The following is a 24,738-nucleotide window of genomic DNA, read 5'->3' on the forward strand; positions in this document are numbered from 1 at the left end:
CGGCCAGGCTAACACGCGCGCCATTTAGTTGTGTGCAATCTAATTGTGTGCTTCAGTTGTGTTCGGGCAGCCGAGGCTTCCCCGTACGGATCCGCACCGGCTCCGTACGGACGGACACGAGAGGAACCCATCCCATGGACGCGCTCTACACCGCGGTGGCGACCGCCAACGGCCGCGAAGGCCGCACCGTCAGCTCCGACGGCCAGATCGACCTGCCCCTCGCCTTCCCTCCGGCCCTCGGGGGCAACGGCCAGGGCACCAACCCCGAGCAGCTCTTCGCCGCCGGATACGCGGCCTGCTTCGCCAGCGCGATGGGCCAGGTCGCCCGCCAGTTGAAGCTCGACATCAAGGACGTCTCGGTGACCGCCGAGGTCGGCATCGGCAAGGACCCGGCCGACGGCGGCTTCGGCATCGGCGTCGTCATGCGCGTCGAGCTCCCCGAGCACCTCGAAGGCGAGAGCGGCGAGAAGCTGGTCGAGCTGACCCACGCGGCCTGCCCCTACTCCAAGGCGACCCGCGGCAACATCCCGTTCGAGATCGTCATCGAGTAGCGGTCCGGTCCGGGGTGACGGACACCCCCTGGCGCGGGTTCACCCCGCCGGTGCCGCCGGCGGGGTCGCGGCCTCGCCCGCCCCGGCCGGTCGGGCCGACAGCGGGGCGGCGATGTCACGGTCAGGTACGCGGAACTGGCGCCCGCCGAGGCGAAGAACAGCACCACGCACCAGCACGCCGTCATCGTGGTCGCGCCGAGCCGTCCCTGGCTGAAGAGCCACGCGGTGACGAAGAGCAGGACACCCGACAGCACATACGTCCCGGCGATCATCTTGCGCCGGCCCACGGTGTCGAAGAACCTGCCGAGCAGCAGCGGTCCCAGGAAGTTGCCGAAGGCGATGACGGCGAAGAAGTAGCCGGTGGCGCCGCTCGACACGGCGAAGAACCTGACCAGGATCGAGCTGAACCCGAACGTGATCGCGTTGTAGAGGAACGCCTGCCCGACGAAGAGGGCGAAGCCCAGTACCGCGCGCTTGGGGTACGCACGGAACAGGGTCCGGGCGATCTCCACAAAGCCCACGCTCTCGCGCTGCTCGATGGTGATCGACCGTCCCGGCGGCGGCAGTTGCTCGCCGGTGTCCTCCTCCACCTGCCGCTCCAGGTCGTCCAGGAGTTGCTCGGCGCCCTCCTCGCGGCCGTGGATGAACATCCAGCGCGGGCTCTCCGGTACCTGCCGCCGCACGAACAGGATGACGAGTCCGAGCACCACGCCGAGCGCGAAGGTGACCCGCCAGCCGACGTCCTTGGGGAAGATGCCGGTGTCGAGCGCCACGACGGAGAGCAGCGCCCCGCCCATCGCGCCGAGCCAGTAACTCCCGTTGATGATGAGGTCCACCCGGCCGCGGTACCTGCTCGGGATCAGTTCGTCGATGGCGGAGTTGATGGCCGCGTACTCGCCGCCGATACCGAACCCGGTCAGGAAGCGGAACAGGAAGAACCACCACGCCGAGAAGGACAGGGCGGTCATCGCGGTGGCGGCCAGATAGACCGCGAGGGTGATGAGGAAGAGCTTCTTGCGCCCGAACCGGTCGGTCAGCCAGCCGAAGAACAGTGCCCCGGAGCAGGCCCCCGCCACATAGAGCGCGGCGCCCAGGCCGGTGACCTGGGCGTCGGTGATGGCGAGTCCGCTGCCGGGCTCCGAGAGGCGGCTCGCGATGTTCCCGACGACGGTGACTTCGAGGCCGTCCAGGATCCAGACGGTGCCGAGGCCGATCACGATCATCCAGTGCCAGCTCGACCAGGGCAGCCGGTCGAGCCTCGCCGGTACGGCGGTGGTGATGGTGCCCCGGCCCGGGGCCCTGCGCCGCACTGCTCATGGAACTGCCTCCTGCCGCCGCCACCCGAAACCGGACCCGCCGGACACGAGTCCCCGGCGACCACCGGGCATACTCCCGCCCGTGCCCCGGGGTGCGGCCCCGCCCGGCCGGTGCCGGTTGGACACCGGCTCTTACGGGACTTCGCGCAGGTACAGCGCGCCGCAGGTGTGGCAGAAGGGGCGGGCGCGGTCCGTGCCCCAGGCGTCGTCGGGGAGTTCCTCCGCGTTCTCGGCCAAGTCGCGTCCGCACATGGCCTGTTCCTCGTCGCCGCGGGCCATGTGCCATTCCTTGAGGATGTTGCCGTCGGGCAGTCGCTCGGCAACGATTCGGTGGCGCACTGTCTGCTCCTCATCCGTGTCGGGCCGCGCCCGGCTGCGCGGCCGCGGACGCCGGGACGCCCCGGCCTTCCGACACTGCCACCGGTACCCCGCCCACGCATGCGGAGCACCCGCCGAAGGTGACCCGAGGCGCGACCGGCGCCCGCTCACCGCACGGCCTGCTCCAGGAGGGTCTCGGCGATGGAGCGGGCCTGGCGGGCCGGGGCCGGGCCGGGGTCGAGGGCCGCCACCGCCGTCGCCCCCTCGGCAAGGATCATCAGCTGGGCCCCCAGCCCGGCGGGCGCGCCCGCGGCCGCCGCCAGCGTGCCCAGGAGCTCCCGCAGCCGCGCCTTGTGGCGGCGTACGACAGCGTCCACGGCGGCCGGTGTGTCGCCGAGCTCCCCGAGGGCGTTGAGGAAAGCGCAGCCCCGGAAGGCGGGCTCGGTGAACCACTCGGCCAGCCAGTCGAAGACCGCGAGCACCTGTCCGCGCGGCTCGCCCCCCGCGGCCTCGACGTGCCCGCGCAGACTGGCGGTCCAGCGTTGGTCGCGGCGGTCGAGATACGCCGCGACCAGGGCCTCCTTCGCCGGGAAGACCCGGTACAGCCGCTTCAGCGGCACCCCCGACTCGGCGCGGATGCGATCCATCCCGACCGCCTGCACCCCGTACCTGTAGAAGAGCGCCTCGGCCGCGTCGAGCAGCCGGACCCTCGCCTCGTCGTCATCCATGGCCCCAGTATGGCTTGCGCGGAGAACGTGCGTTCTCTACGGTACGGATACCGAGGCGAGAACGTACGTTCTCGCCATCTCCGTCCCTCAAGATCTCCCTCCAGATCCCCTCTCCGATCGGAGTCGCCGTGACCGCCGACGTACGCCCGCCCGTTCCCCCGTTCACCGAGGAGACCGCCCGCGCCAAGGTCCAGGCCGCCGAGGACGCCTGGAACTCCCGGGACCCCGAGCGGGTCGCGCTCGCCTACACCGAGGACTCGGTCTGGCGCAATCGCGACCGGTTCCTGACCGGCCGCGCGGAGATCCGCGCCTTCCTCACCGAGAAGTGGGCGCGCGAGCTGGACTACCGGCTCCGCAAGGAGCTGTGGGCGTACACCGGAAACCGCATCTCGGTGCGTTTCACCTACGAGTGGCACGACGTACGGGGCCAGTGGTGGCGCAGCCACGGCAATGAGCAGTGGGAGTTCGACGCGGCCGGGCTGATGCGCCGCCGCGAGGCCAGCATCAACGATCTGCCGATCGATGAGGCCGACCGCCGCCTGCGCTGAACCCGGCCGCTACGCCCAGTCGACGCCCAGCTCGGCCAGCGCGCTGCGCTGGGTGCGGGTGAGCTTGGCCCGGCGGGTCTTCGTGTTCGAGTACCAGACGCCCAGCTTCACCACCGTGCCGTCCGGCAGCGTCTCCTCGTGCCCGCGCGGCACGGCCGCGCCGGACTCCCGCCGGACGTACTGGCCGAGAGCCGCGAGACCCCGGGTGAACGCCGCCGACACCTTGCCCTGGGCGCCTCGCGGTTCGGGCGCGGGCGGCTCGGCGGGGCCGATGCCGAGTGCGGACAGCCTCCCGCGCTGCGCATCGGTGAGCGCGCGCCAGTCCTGACGCTGACGCTCCGCCCAGCGCCCCAGGTCGTCGCCCTCGAACGTCACCCCGGGCCGGATGTCGGGCAGGACGCCGTCGGCGGCCACCAGGTCGCGCAGCACCGCGTACTGGCGCTGCCAGTCCAGCGGCCAGGGGCAGTTCCAGTCGGGGTCGATCGCGGCGAGCTGGGCCGCCCGGCGCCCGGCCCGGTCGGGGTCCTTGCCGAGCCCGCCCCTCCTGCGCAGATTGGCCAGGTGCTGCCCGACGGGCTCGTCCAGCCAGACCGCGTCCTGCCGCGGCGCGAGATGGTGGTGGACGCGGTGGAAGGCGCGGAACGCGGCGAGCTTGCTCTCCCACGCCTCGTCGCCGGGCTCCCACACCATCCCCGCCTCGTCCAGCTGGAGCCTTCGGTGCTCGTCCAGTTCGCCCGTCCTGAGTGCGTGCCGCTGCTGCGCGATCCACCGCCCGAGCGGGAACTGAGTGACCCCCAGGGCGACTTCGGTGTCGTACGGGACGGACACGAGCCCGGTGTGGCCGTGTTCGGCGCGCCAGCGGCGCAGCGCGCCCAGACCTTCGAGCCAGACCAGCGACTCGGGCCGGTAGACCCGGGTGCGCAGGAACGCGGCGATGGTCGCCGGGTCGCGCGGGGTGGAGAAGCGCAGCAGCGCGTTCTCACCCTCCTCGTCGATGATGCGGCCCCGGCTGTCGCGGCGGACGTGGACGTGGTGGCCGCTGTCGGCCCGGCGGGTGAGCGCCTGCGAGGCGAGCTGCTCCACGAGCCGTTCGTCGTGCGAGCGCAGCCCCTGCAGGACCGCCACCAGCGGCGCGTAACTGGCGGAGGCGATCATGTCGTCCGGGTCCTCGTCGGGGGCGAGGAAGACGGGCACGAGGATCCGGGCGGTCTTGGTGGTGCCGTCCGGGTTGGGGCGCAGCGCGCGGCCGATGTTCTGGACGATCTCGACCTGCGAGCCGCGCGTGTCGGCGAAGCAGATGGCCTCGACACCGCGTGCGCCCACGATGTCCACGCCCTCGCCGAGCACCCGTACGCTCGCCAGGAACGCCCGGTCGACGCGGCGGCCCGCGCCGTCGGTGCCGTCCGCGAACTGCCGCAGCACTTCCCGCCGTTCGGCCACCAGATGGTCCCCGCACAGCCACTCGGCCCACACCCGGTCCGCCGGGACGTGGCGATGCGGCTCCAGGTCGTACGGCTCGCCCTGCGAAGGGGGCAGCCGCGCGGCCCGCCGCAGCGCCCGCCTGCCGACCTCGCTCGCGTACAACTCGGCGGCTGTGCCGGGGAGTTTGGCGGCGAAGGCCTTCGCCTCCTCCACCCGGTGGTGGAACGTCATCACGGTGTGCAGATCATGTGCCGCAGCGTGTTCCAGGAGCGCGGTCTGGAGCAGCGCGAGGCGCCGGCCCCGCCGCGCGTCCTCGGAGGCCCTCGGCCTCGGCGGCGCGGGGTCGCGGATCTCCAGGACGTCGATCTCGAAACCGGCCAGGATGCCGCGTTCGACCGCCTCCGCGAGCCCGAGCTGAACGATCTGCCGACCGTACGTCGCCGAGTCCGCGGTCATGCTCGCGATCTCCAGCTCCCGCCCGTCCCGCCCGCGCGGCGCCCGGGGCGCGGCGAGGATGCGCGGGGTGGCCGTGAGGTAGAGCCGGCGGGCCGCCGGGATGCGGGTCTGGTCGTGCACCGCCGCCCAGGGCCGGCCGGTGTCGCCCGCGGTGCGGTGCGCCTCGTCGACGACCGCGAGGTCGAACGGGTCGAGCCGCTGCCCGTACATCAACTCCCCGCCCGCCAGCGCCAGTTCGACGGGGCCGGGGACCGTCGCCCGGCCGGCCGGGTCGTCGGGGTCGTCCCGCTCCACCAGCGAGGCGTAGGTGGCGAGCACGACGATCGGACCCCTCCCGGCCCACAGGGCGAGCTGGATGGGGTTCGTCGTGCACCGCACGCCCAGCTCCTCCAGGACGTCGTCCTTCTCCAGGGAGCACACCGCGACCATGGGGGAGCGGTGGCCGATCGCACGCCAGGCTCGGGCGGTCTGCACCAGCAGGTCGAGGGTGGGCACGAGCACCAGGATCCGGCCGCGCGGGAACATGTCGAGCGCGGCCGACGCGGTGGTGTACGTCTTCCCGCTGCCCGTCGCGGACACGACGGTGGCCCGGGCCTCCCGCTCCGGCACCCCGGTACGCGCGGGGAAGCCGAACTCGGCGAGGATCCGCGTCTTCGCGTCCACCTGGTGCTCACGGAGCCTGATCACGTACGCCCGCCGTTCCTCGTCGCTTCCTGCTTCACCCGCAGCGGGAACACATCTCGTCGCTTCCTGCCTCACCCGCAGCAGGAACACATTAAGCCTGCCGCGTCGGCCGGAAGCAGATCGTCCGTACGGTGCAGCGCGGCGGGTACGAAGATCGTTCCCGGGGAGGATGGTTGGACCCGGGCCCCTTGCGAGAGTTGATGGCCAGTTCGCTCATCGGAAGGGACATCCCATGCTGTCAACCCGCCCGGGCCGTCGCCGCGCACGCGTCGCCTCAGCCACCGCGACCCTCGCGCTGGCTCTGCTGGTGACCGCGGTTCCGGCGCACGCCGCACCCACCGCCGCCTCGCCGTTCGGTGCGGCCGCCGATGCCGCGACGGGGCTTGACCGCGCGGCGCTCGGCGCCTCGCTCGACGCGGTCCACGCGGCGGGCATGTACGGCGCGTACGCGGATGTCAGGGACGGCAAGGACGAGTGGCGGGGCGCCACGGGCGTCGCCGACGTCGCCACCGGGCGCCCCATGCGGCCCGACTTCCAGCAGCGCGTGGGCAGCGTCACCAAGGCGTTCGCCTCGGTCGCCGTGCTCCAGCAGGTCGCCAAGGGCCGCATCGACCTCGACGCCCCGATCGGCCGATACCTCCCCGACGTCGTCCCCGGCGAGCGCGGCCGCACGATCACGGTGCGGATGCTGCTCAACCACACCAGCGGCATCGGCGACTACATCGTGGGCGCGTTCCCCTCGCTGGCCAAGGGGTCCACGCAGAGTCTGGACGACAACCGCTTCCACCACTTCCGGCCGCAGGAACTGGTCCGCCTGGGCCTCCAGGCCGCGCCGACGGGCAAGCCCGGCGAGAAGTGGTCGTACTCCAACACCAACTACATCATCGCCGGGCTGCTGCTCCACAAGGTCACCGGCGAGGACCCGCAGTCGTACATCACCCGCGAGGTCATCGACAAGGCCGGGCTGCACCACACTTACTTCCCGCGCACCCCGTACATCGACGGACCGCACGGCAAGATGTACGAGTCGTTCTACGGGCTGATCGACCCGCCGCGCGACTACAGCGTGTACGACATGTCCTGGGGCGGGACGGCGGGTGCGCTGGTCTCCACGACCGCCGACCTCGACGACTTCTACCGCAAGCTCCTCGGCGGCCGTCTGCTGGCCCCCGCGCAGCTGCGCCAGATGCAGACCACGGTGCCGGTCCGCGACGAGAAGGGCAAGGTGGTGATGGACTACGGGCTCGGCGTGTTCAACGTCGACCTGGGGTGCGGGCGGTTCTGGGGGCACGACGGAGCGGTGTTCGGTGCGGGGACGACGGTCCTGTCCAGCCCCGACGGCAAGCGCCAGATGTCCCTCGCCTACAACTTGATGAAGTATCAGAAAGTCGGTGCTGACGGGAAGTTCGAGCCCAGTCCGATCGACGCCGCGATCTACGCGTTCTACGGGCAGGCGCTGTGCGGCACGGGCAAGCCGCCCGCCCCCGCCGCTCCGCACCCGCTCGCCCAGGACCTCGCCCCGGACCTCGCCAAGGCGGCGGCCCCGCGCCACTGACCGCACGCGGGTCCGTGCCCCGCCCGTCGGCGCGAGGGTCGCGACCGCAGGCGCCCAACTGCGGTTGTGCGTACGGATTTCCCGGTACGGGGCCCTGACCCGGCCGGGCCGGAGGAGGTGCGACCGGTCATGTGTCCAGTGTGATGGGTGCGGTGGATTCTGTGGAGTGCCTTTCTAGAATGAGGTTCTACTCGCGGCTGGGATACCCTGACCGCCATGACGGACAGCACCAAGTCGGGCGCCCCCGCGGGCACCGCAGGTCAGCGGCACCTTCCGGGTCCCGTACCGGTGGCGCCGGGCCATGTCGCCTAGGCAGCAGCGTGGCGCGGCCACGATCGACCGCCTCCTGACGTCCGCGCTCCAGGTGTTCGCCGCATCGGGCCAGCAGGGGTTCACGGTGCACGCCGTCACCAAGGCCAGCGGAGTGAGCCTCGGCAGCCTCTACCACCACTTCGGCAGCTTCGACGGCCTCGCCGCCGCGCTGTACACCCGGTGCATGGAGGAGCTGTTCGACGAGATGGTCACCGCGCTGCACCGGACCCGCACCGCCCGCACCGGCATCCGCGCCGTCGTGCATGCCTATCTGCGGTTCACCGAGGAACGTCCCGAGGCGGCGCTCTTCCTGCACGCCTCCGCCTACTCCGGCTACCTCGTCGCCCACGCGGACCAGATCCGCGCCGCCAAAGTCGCCAAGCTGGGGCCGATCGCGCAGTGGCTGGGGCCGCGCATGGAGGCCGGGGAGATCGCGCCCCTCCCCGAGCCGCTGCTCGAAGTGCTGCTGCTCGGTCCCGTCGCCGAGACCGCGCGCCGCTGGCTGTCCAGTACGTACGACATCGACCTCGCCCAGGCCGCCCGGGTCCTGCCCGAACGCATCTGGCGCTCCCTCCAGCCGGACCCAGTCCCCTCCAACTGGCCTATGCCGTAGGGAAGTTGACGGTGGCCTGATTCGAGCGGGCCGGGTTCCCAAGGGCCGCCGCGCTGCCCATGCTCTGCCGGGAAGCGGTGTCGCGCGAGAGGGGACGGACCATGACCGACGCTCAGCACAACGGCCCGGTAGCGGCCACGGCCGGCGCGGCCGGGGTGGTGGCGGCCGTACGGGGCATGACCCGGTTCGACCGCACCTACGACCAGCCCGATCCCCGGGCCTACTTCCGGGCGCTGGGCCCGCTCGAATACCAGACGCCCGGCCATGCCCAGCACGTCTTCAGGCGGCTGCGGCGCGCCCTGCGGACGGGCGGCCGCACCGCCGAGCCCATGACGGTGCTCGACATCTGCTGCTCGTACGGCGTCAACGCCGCCCTGCTCAACCACGACGTCACGCTGGACGAGCTGTATGCGCGCTACACCTCGCACGAGGCCGCCGGGATGAGCACGGCCGAACTGGCCGAGTGGGACCGGGAGTTCTTCACCGCACGGCGCCGCTCCGACGCGGTCCGCGTGGTCGGGCTCGACATCGCCTCCAACGCCGTCGCCTACGGGCGTGCCGTCGGCCTCCTCGCGCAGGGGTTCGCCGAGAACCTGGAGACCGCGCCGCCCAGCCCCGAACTGCGCCGAGCGGTACGCCAGGCCCGGCTGATCACCGTCACGGGCGGCACCAGTTTCCTGTCCGCCCGCACCTTCAGGCCCCTGCTGTCCGCGGCGAACGGCCCGGTGTGGGTCGCTGCGTTCGTGCTGCGCACCAGCCCCTACCGGGCGATCGCCGAGTGCCTCGCCTCGTTCGGCCTCGCCACCGAGCAGGCCGTGCCCACCTTCCCGCAGCGCCGCTTCACCAGCGCACGCGAACAGCGCTACGCCGTCGACGCGGTGACCGCGACCGGCAACGACCCCGAGGGCAAGGAGTCCAGCGGCTACTTCCACACGGCGCTGCACCTGTCGCGTCCCACCAGCGATGTGGTGGCGACCCCGCTCGACGCCCTGGTGCCCGCTGTGTGACCGTGCCGCACATGCCGCTGCCGCCCCGCATCGCGCGGGGCGGCAGCGTACCGCTGGATCAGCCGCGGGCCGGGGCGTTGGCCGTGGTCACGTTGACGGCGGCCCAGGCCTTGTCCACCGTCTTGTACTCCGTGCTGCTCGCGCCGTAGAGATCGGCGGCGGCGCTCAGCGTGGCGGTCCTGGCGTCGTGGAAGTCGGTCGTGGAGACCATGTACCGGGTGAGCGCCCGGTAGAAGATCGCCGTCGCCTTGTCCCGTCCGATGCCGGCCACCGTCGAGCCGTCGAACGTCGGCGAGTCGTAGGCCACACCATTGATGGTCTTCTTGCCGCTGCCCTCGGCGAGCAGGTAGTAGGCGTGCGAGGAGACGCCGGAACCCGCGTGCACCTCGGTGTCGTACGACGCCTTCGACCAGTAGTCGACCGTGCCCTCCAGCTTGTCGAGGGACGGCTTGTCGAGACGGCGCAGGAACTTCTGCTGAAGGCCGAGCTTCTCGCCCATCAGGTAGTTGGGCGGGTTGTTCGGGTTGTTCGTCGCGAACTCGACCGCGGTGCCGAAGATGTCGGCCAGCGACTCGTTGAGCGCGCCGGGCTCGCCGAACTGGTTGTCGTTGGCGTCGACGCGGGTCGGCTGGAGGTTCGCGGTCGCGTCCACCACGCCGTGGGTGAGCTCGTGGCCGGTGACGTCGAGGACGACGAGGGGCTGCGCGAAGGTCTTCCCGTCACCGTCGCCGTAGAGCATGCAGCCGCAGTCCGAGGACCAGAAGGCGTTGCCGACCTTGCTCCCGAAGTGCACCAGGGCGTGGGCGCCCGCCCCGTCGTTCTTGATCCCGTTGCGGCCCAGGGTCTTCTTGTAGAAGTCGAGGGTGCTGGTGATCCCGTACTGCGCGTCGACGGCGGCCGTGGCGCGGTTGCTCGCCGAGCCGGTGCCCCAGCGGTTGGTGGTGCTGGTGAACGCCTTGCCGTCGGTGAACTGCTGGAGTTCCTTGTTTCCGGCGTCCCGCGTCTCGGTGTCGCCGCGGCCCGGGTCCTTGAGCGTGAAGGCGCTCTTCGCCGTCTGCGTGGTGGTCAGGTGCACGCTGCCGACGAACAGGGAGGAACCGGTGCCGGTGGCCGGCGCGGGGAAGCCGGACGCGGCGGAGGAGGCGAACGGAGCGGGCGAGGCCGTCCCGAGCGCGGGGCTGAGCTTCTGCCCGCTCTTGCGGAGCTTGTCCTGGACACCGGGCGACAGGAACGCGTCGTTGGCCGGGGTGTTGCTCAGCACGCTGCCGGTGGCCGCGTCGACGACCACGGTGCGGGCGCCGGACTCGGCGGCGGCGCTGTCCGTCACCTGGATCCGGTACGCGAGCGCCGAGCGCCCGGCGCGGGCGTCGACAACGAGTTGGGCCGCGCCCGCGCTGCCCTTGGCGGTGGCGGCGGCCTTCGCCTGGGCCTGTCCGGCCGTCAGCTTGGCACTGGTGGTGGGGACCTCGACCTGGTGGCGCAGCGCCCGGGTCACACCCAGGTAGCCGGATCTGGCGTCCAGGTGGACGACGAGGTCGCCGCCGAGGACCGGGAGGCCGCGGTGCGAGCGGACGAACCGGACGTGCTGCTTGCCGTCCGCGTCGATCAGTACATCGGTGGCGCTCAGCGTGTCGTCCTTGCCGACGCCGGTGGCCGAGGAGTGGGCCAGGGCCGCGGTGCGGGCGGCGTTCACGACCGGCTGGAAAGCGACGTTCGCGGCGGGGGCGGTGGCCCCCGGGGCGGCGAAGGCCGTGGCCCCGCCCCCCGCGGTGATGGTGATGGCCGTGGTGACGGCCAGGGATATCGCGAGGCTGCGTATGTGGGGTGTACGCACGGTGGAGGGTCCTTACAGGTGCGGGGGCGGTCGGCTCAACAACCACCCGTACGCACGGTGCTGTTGAGCACCGCGGGGACCGTGTGGTCCCGCCTGAAACCCTGCTATGCCTGGCATGGACATGTAAATAGTGATGATCGAGTTCTGTGCCTTCGGAACCCAGATTTAACAAATGCCCCCGGCGCGGATGGCCGGAAGGTGTCCAACTCCCCTCGCACCAGGGCAGATGCGAGACCGGGCCGGAAGGTTGCCTCGCCCGCGCGGATCCCGCGCGACGGCCGGCCGCGGCGCCCGTACCCGCCCAAGCGGCCCGCCTCGTACACCTGTTGCGGACCGGAACGGGACGAAGTTCATCCTTTTCCGGCGTACGTCACGTCCGTCACGGAAAGGTAGGCCCCGTGTCAACGGACAACGAAACGGCCGACGGATTCGCTGCGGAGCTGCGGCGCCTGCGAGGCCTGCGCAAGATGTCCCTCACCGGACTGGCCCGCTCGATCCACTACAGCAAGGGCTACCTCAGCAAGATCGAGAACGGCAGCAAACCGCCCACCCTCGACGTCGCCCGGCGCTGCGACGACGTGCTCGGCGCCGACGGCGCACTCGTACGCCTCGTACCGAAACAGACCGGCATCCCCTCGGCGCGCACCGGGCACGGCGGTCCCGCCGAGACGGCCGTCTGCCCCTACCGGGGCCTCGCCGCCTACGGGCCGCACGACGCCGAGTGGTTCTACGGCCGCGAGAGCGCCACGGCCGAGCTGACCGGGCGGCTCGCCGAACGCGTCGGCCGCGGACCGCTGGCCGTGGTCGCCCCGTCGGGCGCCGGGAAGTCCTCGCTCCTACAGGCCGGACTGCTGCCCGCGCTGCGCCGCGGCGCGCTGCCCGTACCCGGCTCCGACCAGTGGCCGGTCGTCGTGTGCACGCCGACCGCACATCCGCTCAAGGAACTCCTGCGCTGCGCCGCGGACGTGCTCGGCGCGGCGGGTGCGGAGATCACCCCCGAGGCGCTGGCCGCCCGGCCCGGAGCCCTGCTCGACGCTTCGGCGGCGCACGGCCGCGGACCCGGACTCGTGCTCCTGGTCGACCAGTTCGAGGAGACCTTCACCCTGTGCGAGGACGAGCGCGAGCGCCGCGACTTCGTCGCCGTGCTGCACACCCTCGCCACCGCGCGCGACACTCCGGGCGGTACGGCCCGCACCGCCGTCGTGGTCGGCCTGCGCGCCGACTTCTGCGGCCGCTGCCTCGACCACCCGCACCTCGTGGAAGTCTTCACCCACGGCCTGTTCGCGCTCGGCCCGATGTCCGGCACGCAACTGCGCCAGGCCATCACGGGACCCGCCGAACGCGCCGGGCTCAGCCTCGAACCCGGCCTGGTGGAACTGCTGTTGAGGGATCTCGGAACCGACTCGGCCGCCTCCGCGGGCTCGCTGCCCCTCCTCGCCCACGCCCTGCTCGTCACCTGGCAGCAGCGCACCAGCCGGACCCTGACCGTGGCGGGCTACGAGACGACCGGCGGCATCCACGGCGCGGTCGCCCGCACCGCCGAATCCGTCCACGCCCGCCTCGACGCGGCGGAACAACTCGCGGCCCGCCAGCTCCTCGTCCGCCTCGTCCATGTCGCCGACGACACCGCGCAGACCCGCAAACCCGTCGAACGCACCCTGCTGATACGCCAGTTGACCGAACCCGAGTCGGGTGCCCGGGCCCTCGACGCGTTCGTGCGCGCCCGGCTGGTCACCGCGGGCAGCGAGTCCGTGGAGATCACCCACGAAGCCCTGCTGCACGCCTGGCCCCGGCTGCGCGGGTGGATCGACGCGGACCTGGCCGGCCTCGTCATGCGCCAGCAGGTCTCCGACGCCGGTACGGAGTGGGTACGCGGCGGACGCGACCCGAGCCTGCTCTACCGCGGCACCCGGCTCGCCGCCGTCCGCGACTGGTCCGAGCAGGCCTCCGACCGCGCCCAACTCGGGCCAGTCGAAAGGGAGTTCATCGCGGCCTGCGAGGCCGAGGAGGGGCGCGGGCAGCGCGTGGCACGGCGCCAGCGGCGGATCCGCCGCGCCCTGCTCGGCACCCTCGCGGGACTCCTCGCCGTCGCGCTGTCGGCCGGGGCACTCGCCTTCCAGCAGCGCTCCCGGGCCCTGGACCAGAGCCGCACCGCCCAGTCGCAGGCCATGGCCGTGCGGTCCGGGGCGCTGGCCGCGGGCCAGCCGGAGGCCTCCATGCTGCTTGCCGCCGACGCCTACCGCACCGACCGCACCCCGCAGGCGCGCGGCGCCCTGCTCAGCACGCAGGCGCAGTACTTCGACGGACGGCTGCGCGGGCACTCGGGGCCGGTCAACTCGGTGGCGTTCAGCCCCGACGGCAAGACCCTCGCCTCGGCCAGCTCGGACGGGACCGTACGGCTGTGGGACACCGGGACCCGCCAGGTGGCCGCCACCCTGACCGGCCACACCGGAGCGGTCACCGCGGTCGCCTACACCACCGACGGCACGCGCCTGGCGACGGCGGGCGACGACGGAACGGTCCGGCTCTGGGACGCCACCACCCACCGCATGACCGCGACCCTGCCCGGCCACCAAGGAGCCGTGCGCTCCGTGGCGTTCAGCCCCGACGGCCACACCCTGGTATCCGGCGGCGTCGACCACACCGTACGGCTGTGGAACCTGCCCGAGAACACCTCGCGCGCGGTCCTCACCGGGCACAGCGACGCGGTGATGGCGGTCGCCTTCAGCCCCGACGGGCACAGCGTCGCCTCGGCGGCCGCCGACCGCACCGTACGCGTATGGGATGTGACGGGCAGTCAGCCGCCGCTCGTCCTCACCGGCCACAGCGACCAGGTGCTGGGTGTGGCCTTCAGCCCCGACGGCCACACCCTCGCATCCGGCGGCGCGGACCGCACCGTCCGCCTGTGGAACCTGCCCGACGGCACCACGCGCAGCGTCCTCACCGGACACAGCGACGACGTGAACGCCGTGGCCTTCACCCGCACCGGCGACACCGTCATCAGCGCCAGCGGCGACGGCACGGTCAAACTGTGGGACGCCGACAACCGCAGAGTGGTAGCCACCCTGTCCGGCCACACCGACTACGTCCTCGCCGTCGCCGCAGGACCCGACGAACGGCTGGCCACCGCCGGATTCGACCAGTCCGTGGTGCTGTGGGACCCGGGCCGCTCGGCGCTCACCGCCCGCCCGTTCACCGAGGCGTGGCAGTCGGCGTTCTCACCGGACGGCAGCGTGCTGGCCTCGGCCGAGGCCGACCGCACCGTCCGTCTCTGGGACCTGGCCCACCACCGGCTGCGCACCACCCTCACCGGACACGACGGTTCGGTGTTCGCCGTCGCCTTCTCGCCCGACGGGCGCCTCGTCGCCTCCGCGGGCGCCGACCGCACCGTCAGACTCTGGGACGCGGCGACCGGCCGGCCCGAGGCGACCCTCACCGGACACGACGGTTCGGTGTTCGCGGTCGCCTTCTCGCCCGACGGCCGCCTGCTCGCCTCCGCCAGCGCCGACAAGACCGTCACCCTCTGGAACGTCGCCACCCACCGGCCGCACGCCACGCTCCGCGGCCACGAGGATTTCGTCAACGCCGTCGCGTTCAGCCCGGACGGCCGCACCCTGGCCACCGGCAGCGACGATCTGACGGTCCGTCTGTGGGACGTGGACGACCCCGGCCGCGGAGCGCGCGCCGTGCTGCGCGGCCACACCGGCTCGGTACGCTCCGTCGCGTTCGCCCCCGACGGGCGCACCCTGGCCAGCGGCGGCAACGACGGCACCGTCCGCCTGTGGGACCTCGCGCACCTCGCGGCAGCCGGCACCCTCGCCGGACACAGCGGCTCGGTCCGCGCGGTCGCCTACAGCCCGGACGGCACGGTCCTCGCGAGCAGCGGCAGCGACCAGAGCGTCAAACTGTGGAACCCCGCCCGCGCCGAACAGATCGCCACCCTGAGCGGACACACCGGCGCCGTGTGGGGCGTCGCCTTCGACCCCGGCCTGCCCGGCACGCTGGCGAGCAGCAGCAACGACGGAACCGTGCGGCTGTGGAGCACCGACGTACCCCGGCAACAGGCCCAGGTGTGCCGCCTCCTGGGCGACACCGGACCCGAACGCTGGGCCCGCCTGCTGCCCGACCTGCCCTACAGACCGCTGTGCCCAGCGACCGACTGACCTGCTGAGCCAGGCTGTTTCCCCGGGTGTTTCCCGTTTCCCGACGGCACAGGCGACGCCTGACTCCTCGACAGCGGCCCTCGACGCGGAACAGTCTCGAAGCACCGCAGCCGGCCGTCCCCTTCCGCGGGGACCATCCGGCGAGCTGCCGGGCAGCCGCCCGGCACACGGACCACGAAACGGGGAAACGGACATGCAGCACACCCTTGCCAGAGCGAGGCGCACCTTCGCCGCCGCGGGCATCATCGCGGCCTGCGCCATCGTGCCCACCGCCCAACTCTCGGCAGCCTCACCCCAGTTGACCGCCGGGACGACTCGGGCCGCAGCCGCCGGAGGGTGCGACGTGCTCGCGCCCGGCGCCTCCGCCACCGCCGAAGCGGCGGTCCGGGCGGCCTGCTCCCAGCTCGGCATCTGGTACACGTGGGGCGGCGGACACGGGCCGCAGCCCGGCGCGACCTACGGCGAGGTGGACCCCACCGACCCGGCCAGCAACCACGACCCGGAGCGCCTCGGCTTCGACTGCTCGGGCCTGGTCCGCTACGCCTACGCCCAGGCGGCCGGAGGGGACATCCTGGCCGGCAACGCCAACAGCCAGTACTACTCCTCACACGTCACCGCCCGCTTCAGCGCCGCCCAGGGCACCGGGCCGCTGCTGCCCGGCGACCTGATGGCCTGGGGCGGCGACAACGGCATCCACCACATCGCCGTCTACCTGGGCGCGGGCAAGATGGTCGAGGCCCGCCAGTCCGGCACCCATGTGATGGTCAGCGACGTCCGGCTCGGGGGCGACTACAACGGCGCGGTGCGCATCGGCGCCGGGTCGAACCAGGACGGCAACTTCAACACCTGGGGCACCGACGTGTGGACGCACGCCGAGCCGTCCACGACGAGCGCCCGCGTCAACAAGTTCGCCGGGCCGACCCGAGTGAAGATCAGCTGCCAGAAGCACGCCCAGCTCGTCGAGGCCGACGGCTACCGCAACGACGCCTGGTCCTACCTGCCCGACTACAAGGCCTGGATCACCAACATCTACATCCAGGGCCCCGCCTGGCTGGACGGCGTCCCCACCTGCGCCTGAGCACCGCACACCGACTACGTACCAAGTACCGCACATCGACGAGGAGTTCGCAGTGAACGTACGCAAGAAGATCGCCCTGTTCGTCTCCGCGACCGCACTGACGGCGGGCCTGACCGCGGCCGGGCTGCCCGCCGCCGTCGCCGCGCCCGCCAAGCCCGCGAAGCCCGCCGCCGAGTGCGGCGTCCGCTCGGACGGACGGCTGTACTGCGGCAACAAGGCAGGCGCGAAGGGCTACGCCGACCGCTCCTACCGTTCGGCGACCCGCGGCACCCTGAACGGCACGTTCAGCTGGTTCCAGTGCTGGGGCCACGGCGACCCGCACCCGGGCGGCAACGACATCTGGTACTGGACCGAGCTCGACAACGGCGCCTGGGGCAACGTCCCGGCCGTCGACGTGAGCACCGGCCAGGACCCGGCCCCCGGCCTTCGCGAGTGCTGATCGCGGCGCCGAGGTGAGAGCCCTGTGACGGCGGGCTTCTGAGGACCGGGCCGCCCGTCGAACCCCCCGACGGGCGGCCCGCGCATGACCGGTGGGTGCCGGCCGCTCATCAACTCGCGCTGCTCCCGGCCCGGTTGATCACTGCGCGAGCAGCGAATCCCGGGGCCCTGCTCCCTGCGCCGTCGCGAACAGCGAGCTCAGCCCCGCGTCGAATCGCGCGGTGTACGAGAGGTCGTCCGTGAGGCCGCCGCCCCGCTCGGCGCCGCCCAGCACCCCCACCACGATGCCCTCGCCCTCCTGCGCCGAGATCACCCACGGGCTGCCGGACACCCCGCTGGAGAACCCGGCGCACTGGGCCTGCCGGTAATCGGTGTACGCGGGCTGGGAGTCCACGGTGCAGGTGTGCTGGCCCGGCTTGTCGTGCGGATAGCCGATGAGCGTCACCCGGCTCAGGTCGGCGGGCAGCAGCTCCGGGCGCGCGGGAACCCGGAAGGCCGGGCCGACCGCCTCCTGGACGCTCCTCCCACCGACCCGGGCCACCCGGACGAACGCCCAGTCGTACGGCCAGTTGTCGGCGCCTTGCTGGGCCTGGGTGAACCGGGGGTCGGGCAGCGCCGCGAGGACCGGCCACTCGCCGTGCGGGGCGGACCCGTCGTGATATCCGGGCGCGAACGACGCCCCGTCCAGCGGGAGGCAGTGTGCGGCGGTCACCAGCAGGTCGCCGTGTCTGCTGTCCACCACACCGGCCGTGCAGGACTTCTTGCCGCCGGGGCGCAGGAACACCCCCACCGCCGAGTACGAGCACTGCGACGGCAGATCGTGCGGCTCGGGACGGCGTTGCATCGCGGCGCACGACGTCGGCCGCTCCGGGTGGGCGGGGGTGGCCGGAGCGGCCGGGCGGTACTGGGCGGTGTCGAGCCCGGAACCGGTGGGGGAGGCGCCCAGGTAGTGAGCGGTGGTGGCGCCGGGCGGGCCGGCCAGCGGTTCGGTGACGCGGGCCGAGGAGACCGGGACTCCGGTGTGCGCGGCCACGGCCTCGTCATCCACCGGGGGCCGGCCGGTCGTCAGCGCGCCGACCGCCACCGCCGTCATCAGCAGAACAACCCCCATGGCAGCGCCGAACATAGCCTTCGGCCACCTGCCACCGTGCGCATTTCGTCTCATAAGCACCTTGGAGAGGTTAGGGCCCGACCGCCTGCACCTGCCGTGCTGACACGACGGCCAACCGGGCTCAAAACAGGGGGAGCCGACACATGGGGAGCCGACTTGTGGGGCGCGGACACGTGATGCGCCGAGACGTGGATGCCGCGCACCTGCGGGCGGCCGACCGCTGAGGGAAGCTGGGAGGGCGGGTCCCGCCGCCATGTGCCGTCGCCCCATCCGCAGGAGGTGTCCATGGATCCGGTAGCCGCCCTGCAACGGATCGCCTTTCTGCTCGAACGCAGCCAGGGAGCCACCTACCGGGTGCGTGCCTTCCGCACGGCCGCCGAGGCGATCGGCGCGATGACGCCGGACGAGGTGGCGGCGCGCGCGGCGGTGGCCGGGCGGCTGGAATCGGTCAAGGGGATCGGCCCGAAGACGGCGAAGGTGGTGCGCGAGGCGCTGGCCGGCGAGGTGCCCGGCTATCTCCAGCGGCTTGAGTCGGAACATGAGGCGGCCGCTCCGCTCGTCGTGGGCGGGGAACGTCTCCTGGCCGCCCTGCGCGGGGACTGCCATCTGCACTCGGACTGGTCCGACGGGGGCAGCCCGATCGAGGACATGGGCCGCACGGCCGCCGAGCTCGGGCACGAATGGGCCGTACTCACCGACCACTCGCCCCGGTTGACCGTCGCGAACGGCCTGACGGCCGAGCGGCTGCGGAGCCAGCTGCGGATCGTGGCCGAACTCAACGAGAGCTGGGCGCCGTTCCGGCTGCTCACCGGCATCGAGTGCGACATCCTCGCCGACGGCTCCCTCGACCAGGAGGACGAACTGCTCAGCCAACTCGATGTCGTTGTCGTCTCCGTGCACTCCAAACTCCGCATGGAGGCCGACGCGATGACGCGGCGCCTGGTCGCCGCCGTGAGCAACCCGCTGGCGGATGTGCTCGGCCACTGCACGGGTCGTCTGGTCACCGGCGCCGGGCGGCCCGAGTCGGAGTTCGACGCCGATGCGGTCTTCGCCGCATGCGCCGAGGCAGGCACCGCGGTGGAGATCAACAGCCGCCCGGAACGGCTCGACCCGCCGCGCCGCCTGCTGACGCGGGCCGTCGGGGCGGGCGTCCTGTTCGCCATCGACACCGACGCCCACGCGCCGGGCCAGCTCGACTGGCAGATCTACGGCTGCGCCCGGGCGGAGGAGTGCGGCGTCCCGGCGGAGCGCGTCGTCACCACATGGCCGGTGGAGGATCTGCTGTCCTGGACCCGGGACGGCAAGGTACCGGCGTAACCCGCGAGATTCCGGCGTTGGGGGATGCGTCTCGGGGGCGCATGCCGGAGCCGGGGCGCCGCTCGCATGGTGGTGGCGCCCCGGCTCTCGCGCGCGCTCAGGTCAGCTGTGGTCGGTCCCGGCGTCGCGCAGCGCCTGCTGAGCCCGTTCCCACTGCTCCTCGCTCTGCTGCCGGGGGTCCCCGGCGCGCTCGGCAGCCTCTTCTCTGGCTCGGTCCGCCTTCGCCTTGGCCTGCTCGGCAGCCTGCTTCGCCTTGTCCCGGATCTTCTCGGCCTTGCCCATGGAGCTTCACTCCTGCATGTGGGGGGGGATCGAACGCATCCACCGTGACACGCCTTCTCACCCACCGCATGGCGTGTGGTTACGCACCGTGGTGGCAGCTCCTCACCTGGCTGAAGCCCGCAGGGCATGGCCACTCCTCAGGCGTCGGCCCCGTACCGCCAGAAGTCCCGCATCAGGTCGGGCGGGGTCGGGCTGGTCATCTCCACCTGGCTCAGCAGGATGGTCACCGCGCCGGTGGACGGGACGATGTACGCCGCGGTACCCGTGCCGCCGACCCAGCCGTACCGTCCCGGCACGTTCCATGGATCGATGGCCTCGACGTCGACGGAACCGCCGAACCCCCAGCCCTGGCCCTCCAGGAACAAGGTGCTGGCGGCGCGCTGGGCCGGGGTCAGCCAGTCGGTCGTCATCTGCCGCACCGATTCGGGTGACAGCAGCCGACGGCCGCCCACGGTCCCTTCCGCGAGCAGCATCCGGGCGAAGGCGTACACGTCGTCGACGGTGGAGACCAGCCCGCCCGCGCCGGACGGGAACGCGGGCGGGCTGCTCCACTGCCCGTCGGGCGCGTCGACCAGCTGAAGGCCGCCCTCGGGCCGGGGCTGGTAGAGGCTGGTGAACCGGTCCAGCCGGTCCGCCGGTACCGCGAAGCCGGTGTCCGCCATGCCGAGCGGCTCAAACAGGCGCTCGGCCAGGAATTCCGGCAGCGTACGCCCGGAAACCCTGCTGACGAGGATGCCCTGGAGGTCGGAGCAGGTGTTGTACAGCCAGGCCTCGCCGGGCTGGTGCAGCAGCGGGATGCGGGAGAGCCGCGCGAGCCATTCGTCCGGCGCGGGGACCAACTGGGGCCGTGGGGGCGCCTGGTGGAGTTCGCTGAACAGCGGTGTGACTGCCGGAAGGGAGAACTCGGAGGGGAAACCGTATCCGGCGCGCGAGGTGAGCAGATCGCCCACGGTGATGGGCCTGGCGGCCGGAACCACGTCGTACACCGGAGCCGACGGTGTGCGTACGACCATGGGCGATGCCAGCTCCGGCAGCCAGGTGCCGATCGCGTCGTCCAGCGCGATCCGGCCGTCGTCCACCAGCGTCATGACCGCCGCCGCGGTGACGGGTTTGCTGATCGAAGCGATACGGACGATCGACTCCCTGGTCATCGGCGTGGTGGCGGCGATGTCGCGGGAGCCGGCGGCCGCCACCTCGACCCGCTCACCGCGGGCGACCAGGCCCACCGCTCCGGGCACCGTTCCCTTCTCGACGTACGTCTCCAGGATGTGCTGCAGCTCAGTCATCGGTCCACCTTCTCGAAAGTGCGGTCGCAGGGGGAGACTCCCGCTGCCGGGCGGATTCATCGGCTCCGGACCGTGGAATTCCCCCGATCGGCCGGGCAACGGTCAGGCAAGGCCCGGTCACGCGAAGTAGCTGTACATAAGGGATGAAAACGGTGCGATCCTGGAACGGAGACATTCGCCGCGAGGAGGCGTGTCATGCGCAAAGTTGCCGACTGCCGGGATTACCCCAGCGAATCGAATTGCAGCCTGACGATCGCCGGTGAGGAAGAGGAAGTCGTCCGGGCGGCCGCCGAGCACGCCGCATCGGTGCACGGCCACACGGACTCCCCTGAACTGCGCGAGCAGGTTCGGACGATGCTGAAGGACGAGGTGGCTGTCTGACACGACGAGGGCGGCTGCCTGGCGCATTGTGGCCCCGCCCCATGTGGTCGGAACCCCGCCTCACATGACGTAGGGTGGGGACATCGACGCGGGGTGGAGCAGCTCGGTAGCTCGCTGGGCTCATAACCCAGAGGTCGCAGGTTCAAATCCTGTCCCCGCTACGGAAATTCGGCCCCTCGACGCCCCGGCGTCGGGGGGCCGAATGCATTGCGGCGGCGCCGACGTGGTGTGTCACCCCGGGCGTCCACACCGCGGTGCGCGTCCACACCGGGACCGGCCGCCACACCCGCGCCGAGGTGTATGAGAACGTCGCGGGTCGGGATTTCTGGTGCGGGGGGCACGGGTGGGATGATGGGGCGATGTCTGATCGTGTTGTTGTTGCCGCTTGTGATGGTGCGTCGAAGGGTAATCCGGGGCCGGCCGGCTGGGCCTGGGTGATCGCCGATCCGCAGGGGCGGCCGGAGCGTTGGGGTGCCGGGCCGCTGGGCACCGCCACCAACAATGTCGGCGAGCTCACCGCCCTGGAGCGGCTCCTGGAAGCCGTTGATCCCGGTACCCGCATGCAGGTGCGGATGGATTCCCAGTACGCCATGAAGGCGGTCACCCAGTGGCTGCCCGGTTGGAAGCGCAACGGGTGGAAGACGGCGGCGGGCAAGCCGGTCGCCAACCGTGAACTCGTCGAGAGCATCGACCAGTTGCTGACCGAGCGGGATGTCGAGTTCGTCCATGTGCCCGCGCACCAGGTGGGCGGGGACCCGCTGAACGCGATCGCCGACCAGGCCGCCAGCGACGCGGCCGCCACCCAGCGACCCGCCGGTACCGCCCTGGGCGACCAGGAGATGCCGGTGCCGGCGCCGGCCCGTGCCACCCCGTCACGGGCCAGGACCAGCACCGCCCGCACAGCGCCGGCCGGAGCCAAGCCGGCCTCCTCGGGCAAACCGCGGACCATCAAGGCGAAGTTCCCCGGACGCTGCCCCTGCGGCCAGCCGTACGCCGCGGGCACCCAGATCATGAAGCGCGAGGAAGGCTGGGGTCACCCGGACTGCAGCCCTGTGGCGTGAGGCACGGGGCTGCCATGTCACCGGTCCGGCCGGGGCGTCGCGGAGTGTCGACGCCGGGCCGGCGGCACTCGTCGGTCAGACGGTGGCCGCAGGGGTGACGGTGTCCGCCTCGTTCTTGACTTCGGTGTCGGCCGACCCCGTGGAGGTGTGCTCGGCGGCGCCGTCGGGCGAGGTGTAGAAGACCGAACGGTTCTGCCGGGTGCGCTGCGCCTGCCCCTTGGCCACGAGGTTTTCGAGGGTGTTGCGCACCACGGTGTTGGCGATGTTCCGGTCGGGGTGCGCCGTGGTGAGACCATCCGTGATCTCGGCCGCCGAGCGCGGCTCACCGCTCTGTGCGAGGTGGGCGGCGACGAGTTCCCGCAGCGTGGGACCCCCGGCCGCCCGTGTCGTGGCAGCCGGCTGTGCCTGCTTCTTCACGGCACCGGACGCGGACTTCGGTGCCGTACGCGCCTTGGGGACCCGCGGGCCCGAAGCCCCGGCGGGCTTCTTGGACACCTTGGCCGCCTTGGCCGTTTTCGCCGCCTTGGCCGGCGCGGGCGCGGCGGTGTCGCCGAGTGCCTGCTGCATCGTGGTGAGCAGGGCGTGGTTGTCCTCCAGGACGCTCAACTGTTCCTGGAGCGTGCTGATCTGCGCGGTGATGTGTTCGCGTTCGGTGACGTTGCTGTGCAGATCGCTCTGGATCTGGGTCGCGTACTGCGACTGGAGTGTGGTGCTGTCCGGCACGAGTCGTTCCTCCGGGGTGTGTGCTTACGTGATTGCTGCCGGATGTTACGCGCCTCGTCTGTGTTGGGGCAGCCACTTGACAGTAGATGGACCGCCCAGGGTGATTGCTCCTTGTGGAGCAACAGCCCTGTTGGGCACATCGAGTGATGTCTCGCCCTAAGCATGACGGTCATTTCCGCCTCGTCACTCCCACGTGAAAGGGACGCCTCGCGGGGTCCCGGCACACCTGTCCGATGGTGGGTCGCCGGCGTCACTCCTCCTGGTCGACAGCCTCACTCCGATGTCGTGCACCGCAGCTCGCGCTCGCCCTGTGTGCGGCGCACACATGCCGCGACCACCGCGCTCAGGCTTCCGGTATCGGCGAGGAGCGCGCGCTGGATGCGGGCACCGTTGCCATGGGCGAGGTGTTCCGCCGTCGTCTTGCGGGCCCAGACGAGATCGCCGCTGTCGTCCAGGGCGTCCCGCACCTGGTCGAGCAGGGCCCGCACGACCACCGGTGCGGGGGCGGGCCGCATGGTCACCGGGTGCAGCAGGTCGCTGTCGAGTCCCGAGCGCGCGGCCCGCCACGCGGCGAGCCGCAGCAGACTCACCCCGTGGCCCAGCGGCGGCCGCCCGGCCCGCCAGTCGAGCGCCGCGGTCTCGACCAGCGCCCGGCCCAGGCACGCCACGAGGAGTGTGGTGGTGGCGTCCAGACACACGTCCGCGACGCGGATCTCGACGGTCGGGTAGCGGTGGGAGAGGCGGGCGTCGAAGTAGATCATGCCCCGGTCCCGCAGCACCCCGCTGGTCACCATGTCATCGACCTGCGTGTGGTAGCGCTCGGCCGAGCCGAACACGGCCGTCGGCCCGGACATGGGCCACCGCCCCCACACCCGGCTCCGGTAGCTGTTGTAGCGGGTGTCATGGCCTTGCCAGTACGGCGAGTTCCCGCTCAGCGCGGTGAGTACGGGCAGCCAGGGCTGGATCCGGTCCACGACCGCGACGCCCTCCTCGTCCGAGTCGACCGACACATGGACGTGGCACCCGCAGGTGAGCTGTTCCAGGGTCGTCAGCCCGAACTGCTCCTCCATCCAGTGGTACCGGCTGCCCACGTTGAGCGCGGGGCGGAAGGGCAGGGGAGAGGTGGCGAGGGCGGCGACCGCGACCCCGGCCTCGGCGGCATGCCGGGCCGCCTCGCTCCGCCAGCGCACTATCTCCGCGCCGAGTTCGTCCATCTCCGTCTGCGGCCGGGTGCCGAACTCCAGCTGCTGGCCCTGCAGTTCCTTGCCGAACGTCTCCTCGCAGGCTCCGCCGCCCTCGGCGGCGCACTTGGCGAGACGCGCCAGCACTGCCGAGGACAGCGCGCACGGCTCCCCGGTGTCCGGATCGACCAGGAGCAGTTCCTCTTCCACGCCTACGGTGCGCAAAATGACGCTCCCTTGCTGTCAGAGGCCGGTCGGGCGGCACGAAAACGGCCGGGGGCACCAGCATGCCCGGCTCGCCCCCTCCCCGACTCCTGGTGAGGGGGCCCTCTTTCGGTCACACCCGGGGAACCGGAACCCCCGGCCGCCCCCG

21 protein-coding genes and 1 tRNA gene are annotated in these 24,738 nt (G+C 72.0%); 12 read left to right on the forward strand and 10 right to left on the reverse strand.

The window, feature by feature from the left end:
* Positions 1-134 precede the first annotated feature (134 nt).
* On the forward strand, positions 135-551 hold the full coding sequence (locus ACIBK6_RS09530; protein ID WP_399050284.1) for an organic hydroperoxide resistance protein: 417 nt from the start codon (positions 135-137) through the stop codon (positions 549-551).
* On the opposite strand, the gene ACIBK6_RS09535 is transcribed toward ACIBK6_RS09530, so the two are convergent.
* The 3 genes from ACIBK6_RS09535 to ACIBK6_RS09545 all read right to left on the reverse strand — a co-directional run bounded on the left by ACIBK6_RS09535 (position 500) and on the right by ACIBK6_RS09545 (position 2,913).
* Positions 500-1,861 carry an MFS transporter gene (locus tag ACIBK6_RS09535; RefSeq protein ID WP_399050286.1) on the reverse strand — a complete coding sequence of 454 codons (1,362 nt, stop codon included), beginning with the start codon at positions 1,859-1,861 and terminating at the stop codon, positions 500-502. The genes ACIBK6_RS09530 and ACIBK6_RS09535 overlap by 52 nt on opposite strands.
* Positions 1,862-1,999: 138 nt before the next feature.
* The gene (locus ACIBK6_RS09540; protein ID WP_399050287.1) at positions 2,000-2,206 is read right to left on the reverse strand and encodes a hypothetical protein; all 207 of its coding nucleotides are present in this window, start codon (positions 2,204-2,206) and stop codon (positions 2,000-2,002) included.
* A 146-nt stretch (positions 2,207-2,352) separates the two neighbouring features.
* The gene (locus ACIBK6_RS09545) at positions 2,353-2,913 is read right to left on the reverse strand and encodes a TetR/AcrR family transcriptional regulator (RefSeq protein ID WP_399050289.1); all 561 of its coding nucleotides are present in this window, start codon (positions 2,911-2,913) and stop codon (positions 2,353-2,355) included.
* Between the two features lie 128 nt (positions 2,914-3,041).
* Between ACIBK6_RS09545 and ACIBK6_RS09550 the strand changes: the two genes are divergently transcribed.
* The gene (locus ACIBK6_RS09550) at positions 3,042-3,461 is read left to right on the forward strand and encodes a DUF1348 family protein (protein WP_399050290.1); all 420 of its coding nucleotides are present in this window, start codon (positions 3,042-3,044) and stop codon (positions 3,459-3,461) included.
* Positions 3,462-3,470: 9 nt separating this feature from the next.
* Here the strand turns inward: ACIBK6_RS09550 and ACIBK6_RS09555 are convergent, their stop codons facing one another.
* A complete protein-coding gene (locus ACIBK6_RS09555; protein WP_399050291.1) occupies positions 3,471-6,026 on the reverse strand; it encodes a Helicase associated domain protein in 2,556 nt (851 codons plus the stop codon).
* Between the two features lie 229 nt (positions 6,027-6,255).
* On the opposite strand from ACIBK6_RS09555, the gene ACIBK6_RS09560 reads away from it, so the two are divergent.
* The 3 genes from ACIBK6_RS09560 (at position 6,256) to ACIBK6_RS09570 (ending at position 9,510) form a co-directional block, all read left to right on the forward strand.
* A complete protein-coding gene (locus ACIBK6_RS09560; RefSeq protein ID WP_399050293.1) occupies positions 6,256-7,578 on the forward strand; it encodes a serine hydrolase domain-containing protein in 1,323 nt (440 codons plus the stop codon).
* A 301-nt stretch (positions 7,579-7,879) separates the two neighbouring features.
* The gene (locus tag ACIBK6_RS09565; protein WP_399050295.1) at positions 7,880-8,503 is read left to right on the forward strand and encodes a TetR/AcrR family transcriptional regulator; all 624 of its coding nucleotides are present in this window, start codon (positions 7,880-7,882) and stop codon (positions 8,501-8,503) included.
* Between the two features lie 101 nt (positions 8,504-8,604).
* Positions 8,605-9,510, forward strand: coding sequence for a hypothetical protein (locus ACIBK6_RS09570; RefSeq protein ID WP_399050296.1), 906 nt, complete (start codon positions 8,605-8,607; stop codon positions 9,508-9,510).
* Positions 9,511-9,568: 58 nt separating this feature from the next.
* On the opposite strand, the gene ACIBK6_RS09575 is transcribed toward ACIBK6_RS09570, so the two are convergent.
* Positions 9,569-11,344, reverse strand: a complete 1,776-nt coding sequence (locus tag ACIBK6_RS09575; protein WP_399050297.1) for a M4 family metallopeptidase — start codon at positions 11,342-11,344, stop codon at positions 9,569-9,571.
* Positions 11,345-11,742: 398 nt separating this feature from the next.
* Between ACIBK6_RS09575 and ACIBK6_RS09580 the strand changes: the two genes are divergently transcribed.
* From ACIBK6_RS09580 to ACIBK6_RS09590, 3 genes are all read left to right on the forward strand, one after another.
* Positions 11,743-15,507, forward strand: a complete 3,765-nt coding sequence (locus ACIBK6_RS09580) for a helix-turn-helix domain-containing protein (RefSeq protein ID WP_399050298.1) — start codon at positions 11,743-11,745, stop codon at positions 15,505-15,507.
* 193 nt (positions 15,508-15,700) lie between these two features.
* Complete coding sequence (locus tag ACIBK6_RS09585) at positions 15,701-16,585, forward strand: C40 family peptidase (protein WP_399050300.1); 885 nt, start codon at positions 15,701-15,703, stop codon at positions 16,583-16,585.
* Between the two features lie 52 nt (positions 16,586-16,637).
* The gene (locus tag ACIBK6_RS09590) at positions 16,638-17,024 is read left to right on the forward strand and encodes a hypothetical protein (RefSeq protein WP_399050301.1); all 387 of its coding nucleotides are present in this window, start codon (positions 16,638-16,640) and stop codon (positions 17,022-17,024) included.
* 138 nt (positions 17,025-17,162) lie between these two features.
* On the opposite strand, the gene ACIBK6_RS09595 is transcribed toward ACIBK6_RS09590, so the two are convergent.
* Entirely contained in the window at positions 17,163-18,134 is a 972-nt protein-coding gene (locus tag ACIBK6_RS09595) for a trypsin-like serine peptidase (protein ID WP_399050303.1), read from the reverse strand.
* Positions 18,135-18,419: 285 nt separating this feature from the next.
* Here ACIBK6_RS09595 and ACIBK6_RS09600 point away from each other — a divergent pair, with 285 nt between their 5' ends.
* Positions 18,420-19,451 carry a PHP domain-containing protein gene (locus ACIBK6_RS09600; RefSeq protein WP_399050306.1) on the forward strand — a complete coding sequence of 344 codons (1,032 nt, stop codon included), beginning with the start codon at positions 18,420-18,422 and terminating at the stop codon, positions 19,449-19,451.
* A 102-nt stretch (positions 19,452-19,553) separates the two neighbouring features.
* Here ACIBK6_RS09600 and ACIBK6_RS09605 read toward each other — a convergent pair whose 3' ends face one another.
* Both ACIBK6_RS09605 and ACIBK6_RS09610 read right to left on the reverse strand, forming a co-directional pair.
* On the reverse strand, positions 19,554-19,733 hold the full coding sequence (locus tag ACIBK6_RS09605) for a hypothetical protein (protein WP_399050308.1): 180 nt from the start codon (positions 19,731-19,733) through the stop codon (positions 19,554-19,556).
* 137 nt (positions 19,734-19,870) lie between these two features.
* Complete coding sequence (locus ACIBK6_RS09610) at positions 19,871-21,019, reverse strand: serine hydrolase domain-containing protein (protein ID WP_399050310.1); 1,149 nt, start codon at positions 21,017-21,019, stop codon at positions 19,871-19,873.
* A gap of 195 nt (positions 21,020-21,214) precedes the next feature.
* On the opposite strand from ACIBK6_RS09610, the gene ACIBK6_RS09615 reads away from it, so the two are divergent.
* The 3 genes from ACIBK6_RS09615 (at position 21,215) to ACIBK6_RS09625 (ending at position 22,461) form a co-directional block, all read left to right on the forward strand.
* Positions 21,215-21,400, forward strand: coding sequence for a DUF1059 domain-containing protein (locus ACIBK6_RS09615; RefSeq protein WP_399050312.1), 186 nt, complete (start codon positions 21,215-21,217; stop codon positions 21,398-21,400).
* A gap of 87 nt (positions 21,401-21,487) precedes the next feature.
* A tRNA-Met gene (locus tag ACIBK6_RS09620) sits at positions 21,488-21,561 on the forward strand.
* 198 nt (positions 21,562-21,759) lie between these two features.
* Positions 21,760-22,461, forward strand: a complete 702-nt coding sequence (locus tag ACIBK6_RS09625) for a ribonuclease H (protein WP_399050314.1) — start codon at positions 21,760-21,762, stop codon at positions 22,459-22,461.
* Between the two features lie 75 nt (positions 22,462-22,536).
* On the opposite strand, the gene ACIBK6_RS09630 is transcribed toward ACIBK6_RS09625, so the two are convergent.
* Positions 22,537-23,184: a hypothetical protein gene (locus tag ACIBK6_RS09630; RefSeq protein WP_399050316.1), complete on the reverse strand. Its 648-nt coding sequence runs from the start codon at positions 23,182-23,184 to the stop codon at positions 22,537-22,539.
* A 272-nt stretch (positions 23,185-23,456) separates the two neighbouring features.
* The gene (locus ACIBK6_RS09635) at positions 23,457-24,590 is read right to left on the reverse strand and encodes a glutamate--cysteine ligase (RefSeq protein WP_399050317.1); all 1,134 of its coding nucleotides are present in this window, start codon (positions 24,588-24,590) and stop codon (positions 23,457-23,459) included.
* Between the last annotated feature and the right edge of the window lie 148 nt (positions 24,591-24,738).

The sequence above is a fragment of the Streptomyces sp. NPDC050485 genome, assembly GCF_044458185.1.
In the GTDB taxonomy this organism is placed as follows: Bacteria; Actinomycetota; Actinomycetes; order Streptomycetales; family Streptomycetaceae; genus Streptomyces.

Coding starts and splice junctions, on each gene's coding strand:
- ACIBK6_RS09530 (WP_399050284.1), top strand. CDS start 135: ATGGACGCGCTCTACACCGCGGTGGCGACCGCCAACGGCCGCGAAGGC.
- ACIBK6_RS09545 (WP_399050289.1), bottom strand. CDS start 2,913: ATGGATGACGACGAGGCGAGGGTCCGGCTGCTCGACGCGGCCGAGGCG.
- ACIBK6_RS09560 (WP_399050293.1), top strand. CDS start 6,256: ATGCTGTCAACCCGCCCGGGCCGTCGCCGCGCACGCGTCGCCTCAGCC.
- ACIBK6_RS09565 (WP_399050295.1), top strand. CDS start 7,880: ATGTCGCCTAGGCAGCAGCGTGGCGCGGCCACGATCGACCGCCTCCTG.
- ACIBK6_RS09570 (WP_399050296.1), top strand. CDS start 8,605: ATGACCGACGCTCAGCACAACGGCCCGGTAGCGGCCACGGCCGGCGCG.
- ACIBK6_RS09585 (WP_399050300.1), top strand. CDS start 15,701: ATGCAGCACACCCTTGCCAGAGCGAGGCGCACCTTCGCCGCCGCGGGC.
- ACIBK6_RS09595 (WP_399050303.1), bottom strand. CDS start 18,134: ATGGGGGTTGTTCTGCTGATGACGGCGGTGGCGGTCGGCGCGCTGACG.
- ACIBK6_RS09600 (WP_399050306.1), top strand. CDS start 18,420: ATGGATCCGGTAGCCGCCCTGCAACGGATCGCCTTTCTGCTCGAACGC.
- ACIBK6_RS09605 (WP_399050308.1), bottom strand. CDS start 19,733: ATGGGCAAGGCCGAGAAGATCCGGGACAAGGCGAAGCAGGCTGCCGAG.
- ACIBK6_RS09610 (WP_399050310.1), bottom strand. CDS start 21,019: ATGACTGAGCTGCAGCACATCCTGGAGACGTACGTCGAGAAGGGAACG.
- ACIBK6_RS09615 (WP_399050312.1), top strand. CDS start 21,215: ATGCGCAAAGTTGCCGACTGCCGGGATTACCCCAGCGAATCGAATTGC.
- ACIBK6_RS09625 (WP_399050314.1), top strand. CDS start 21,760: ATGTCTGATCGTGTTGTTGTTGCCGCTTGTGATGGTGCGTCGAAGGGT.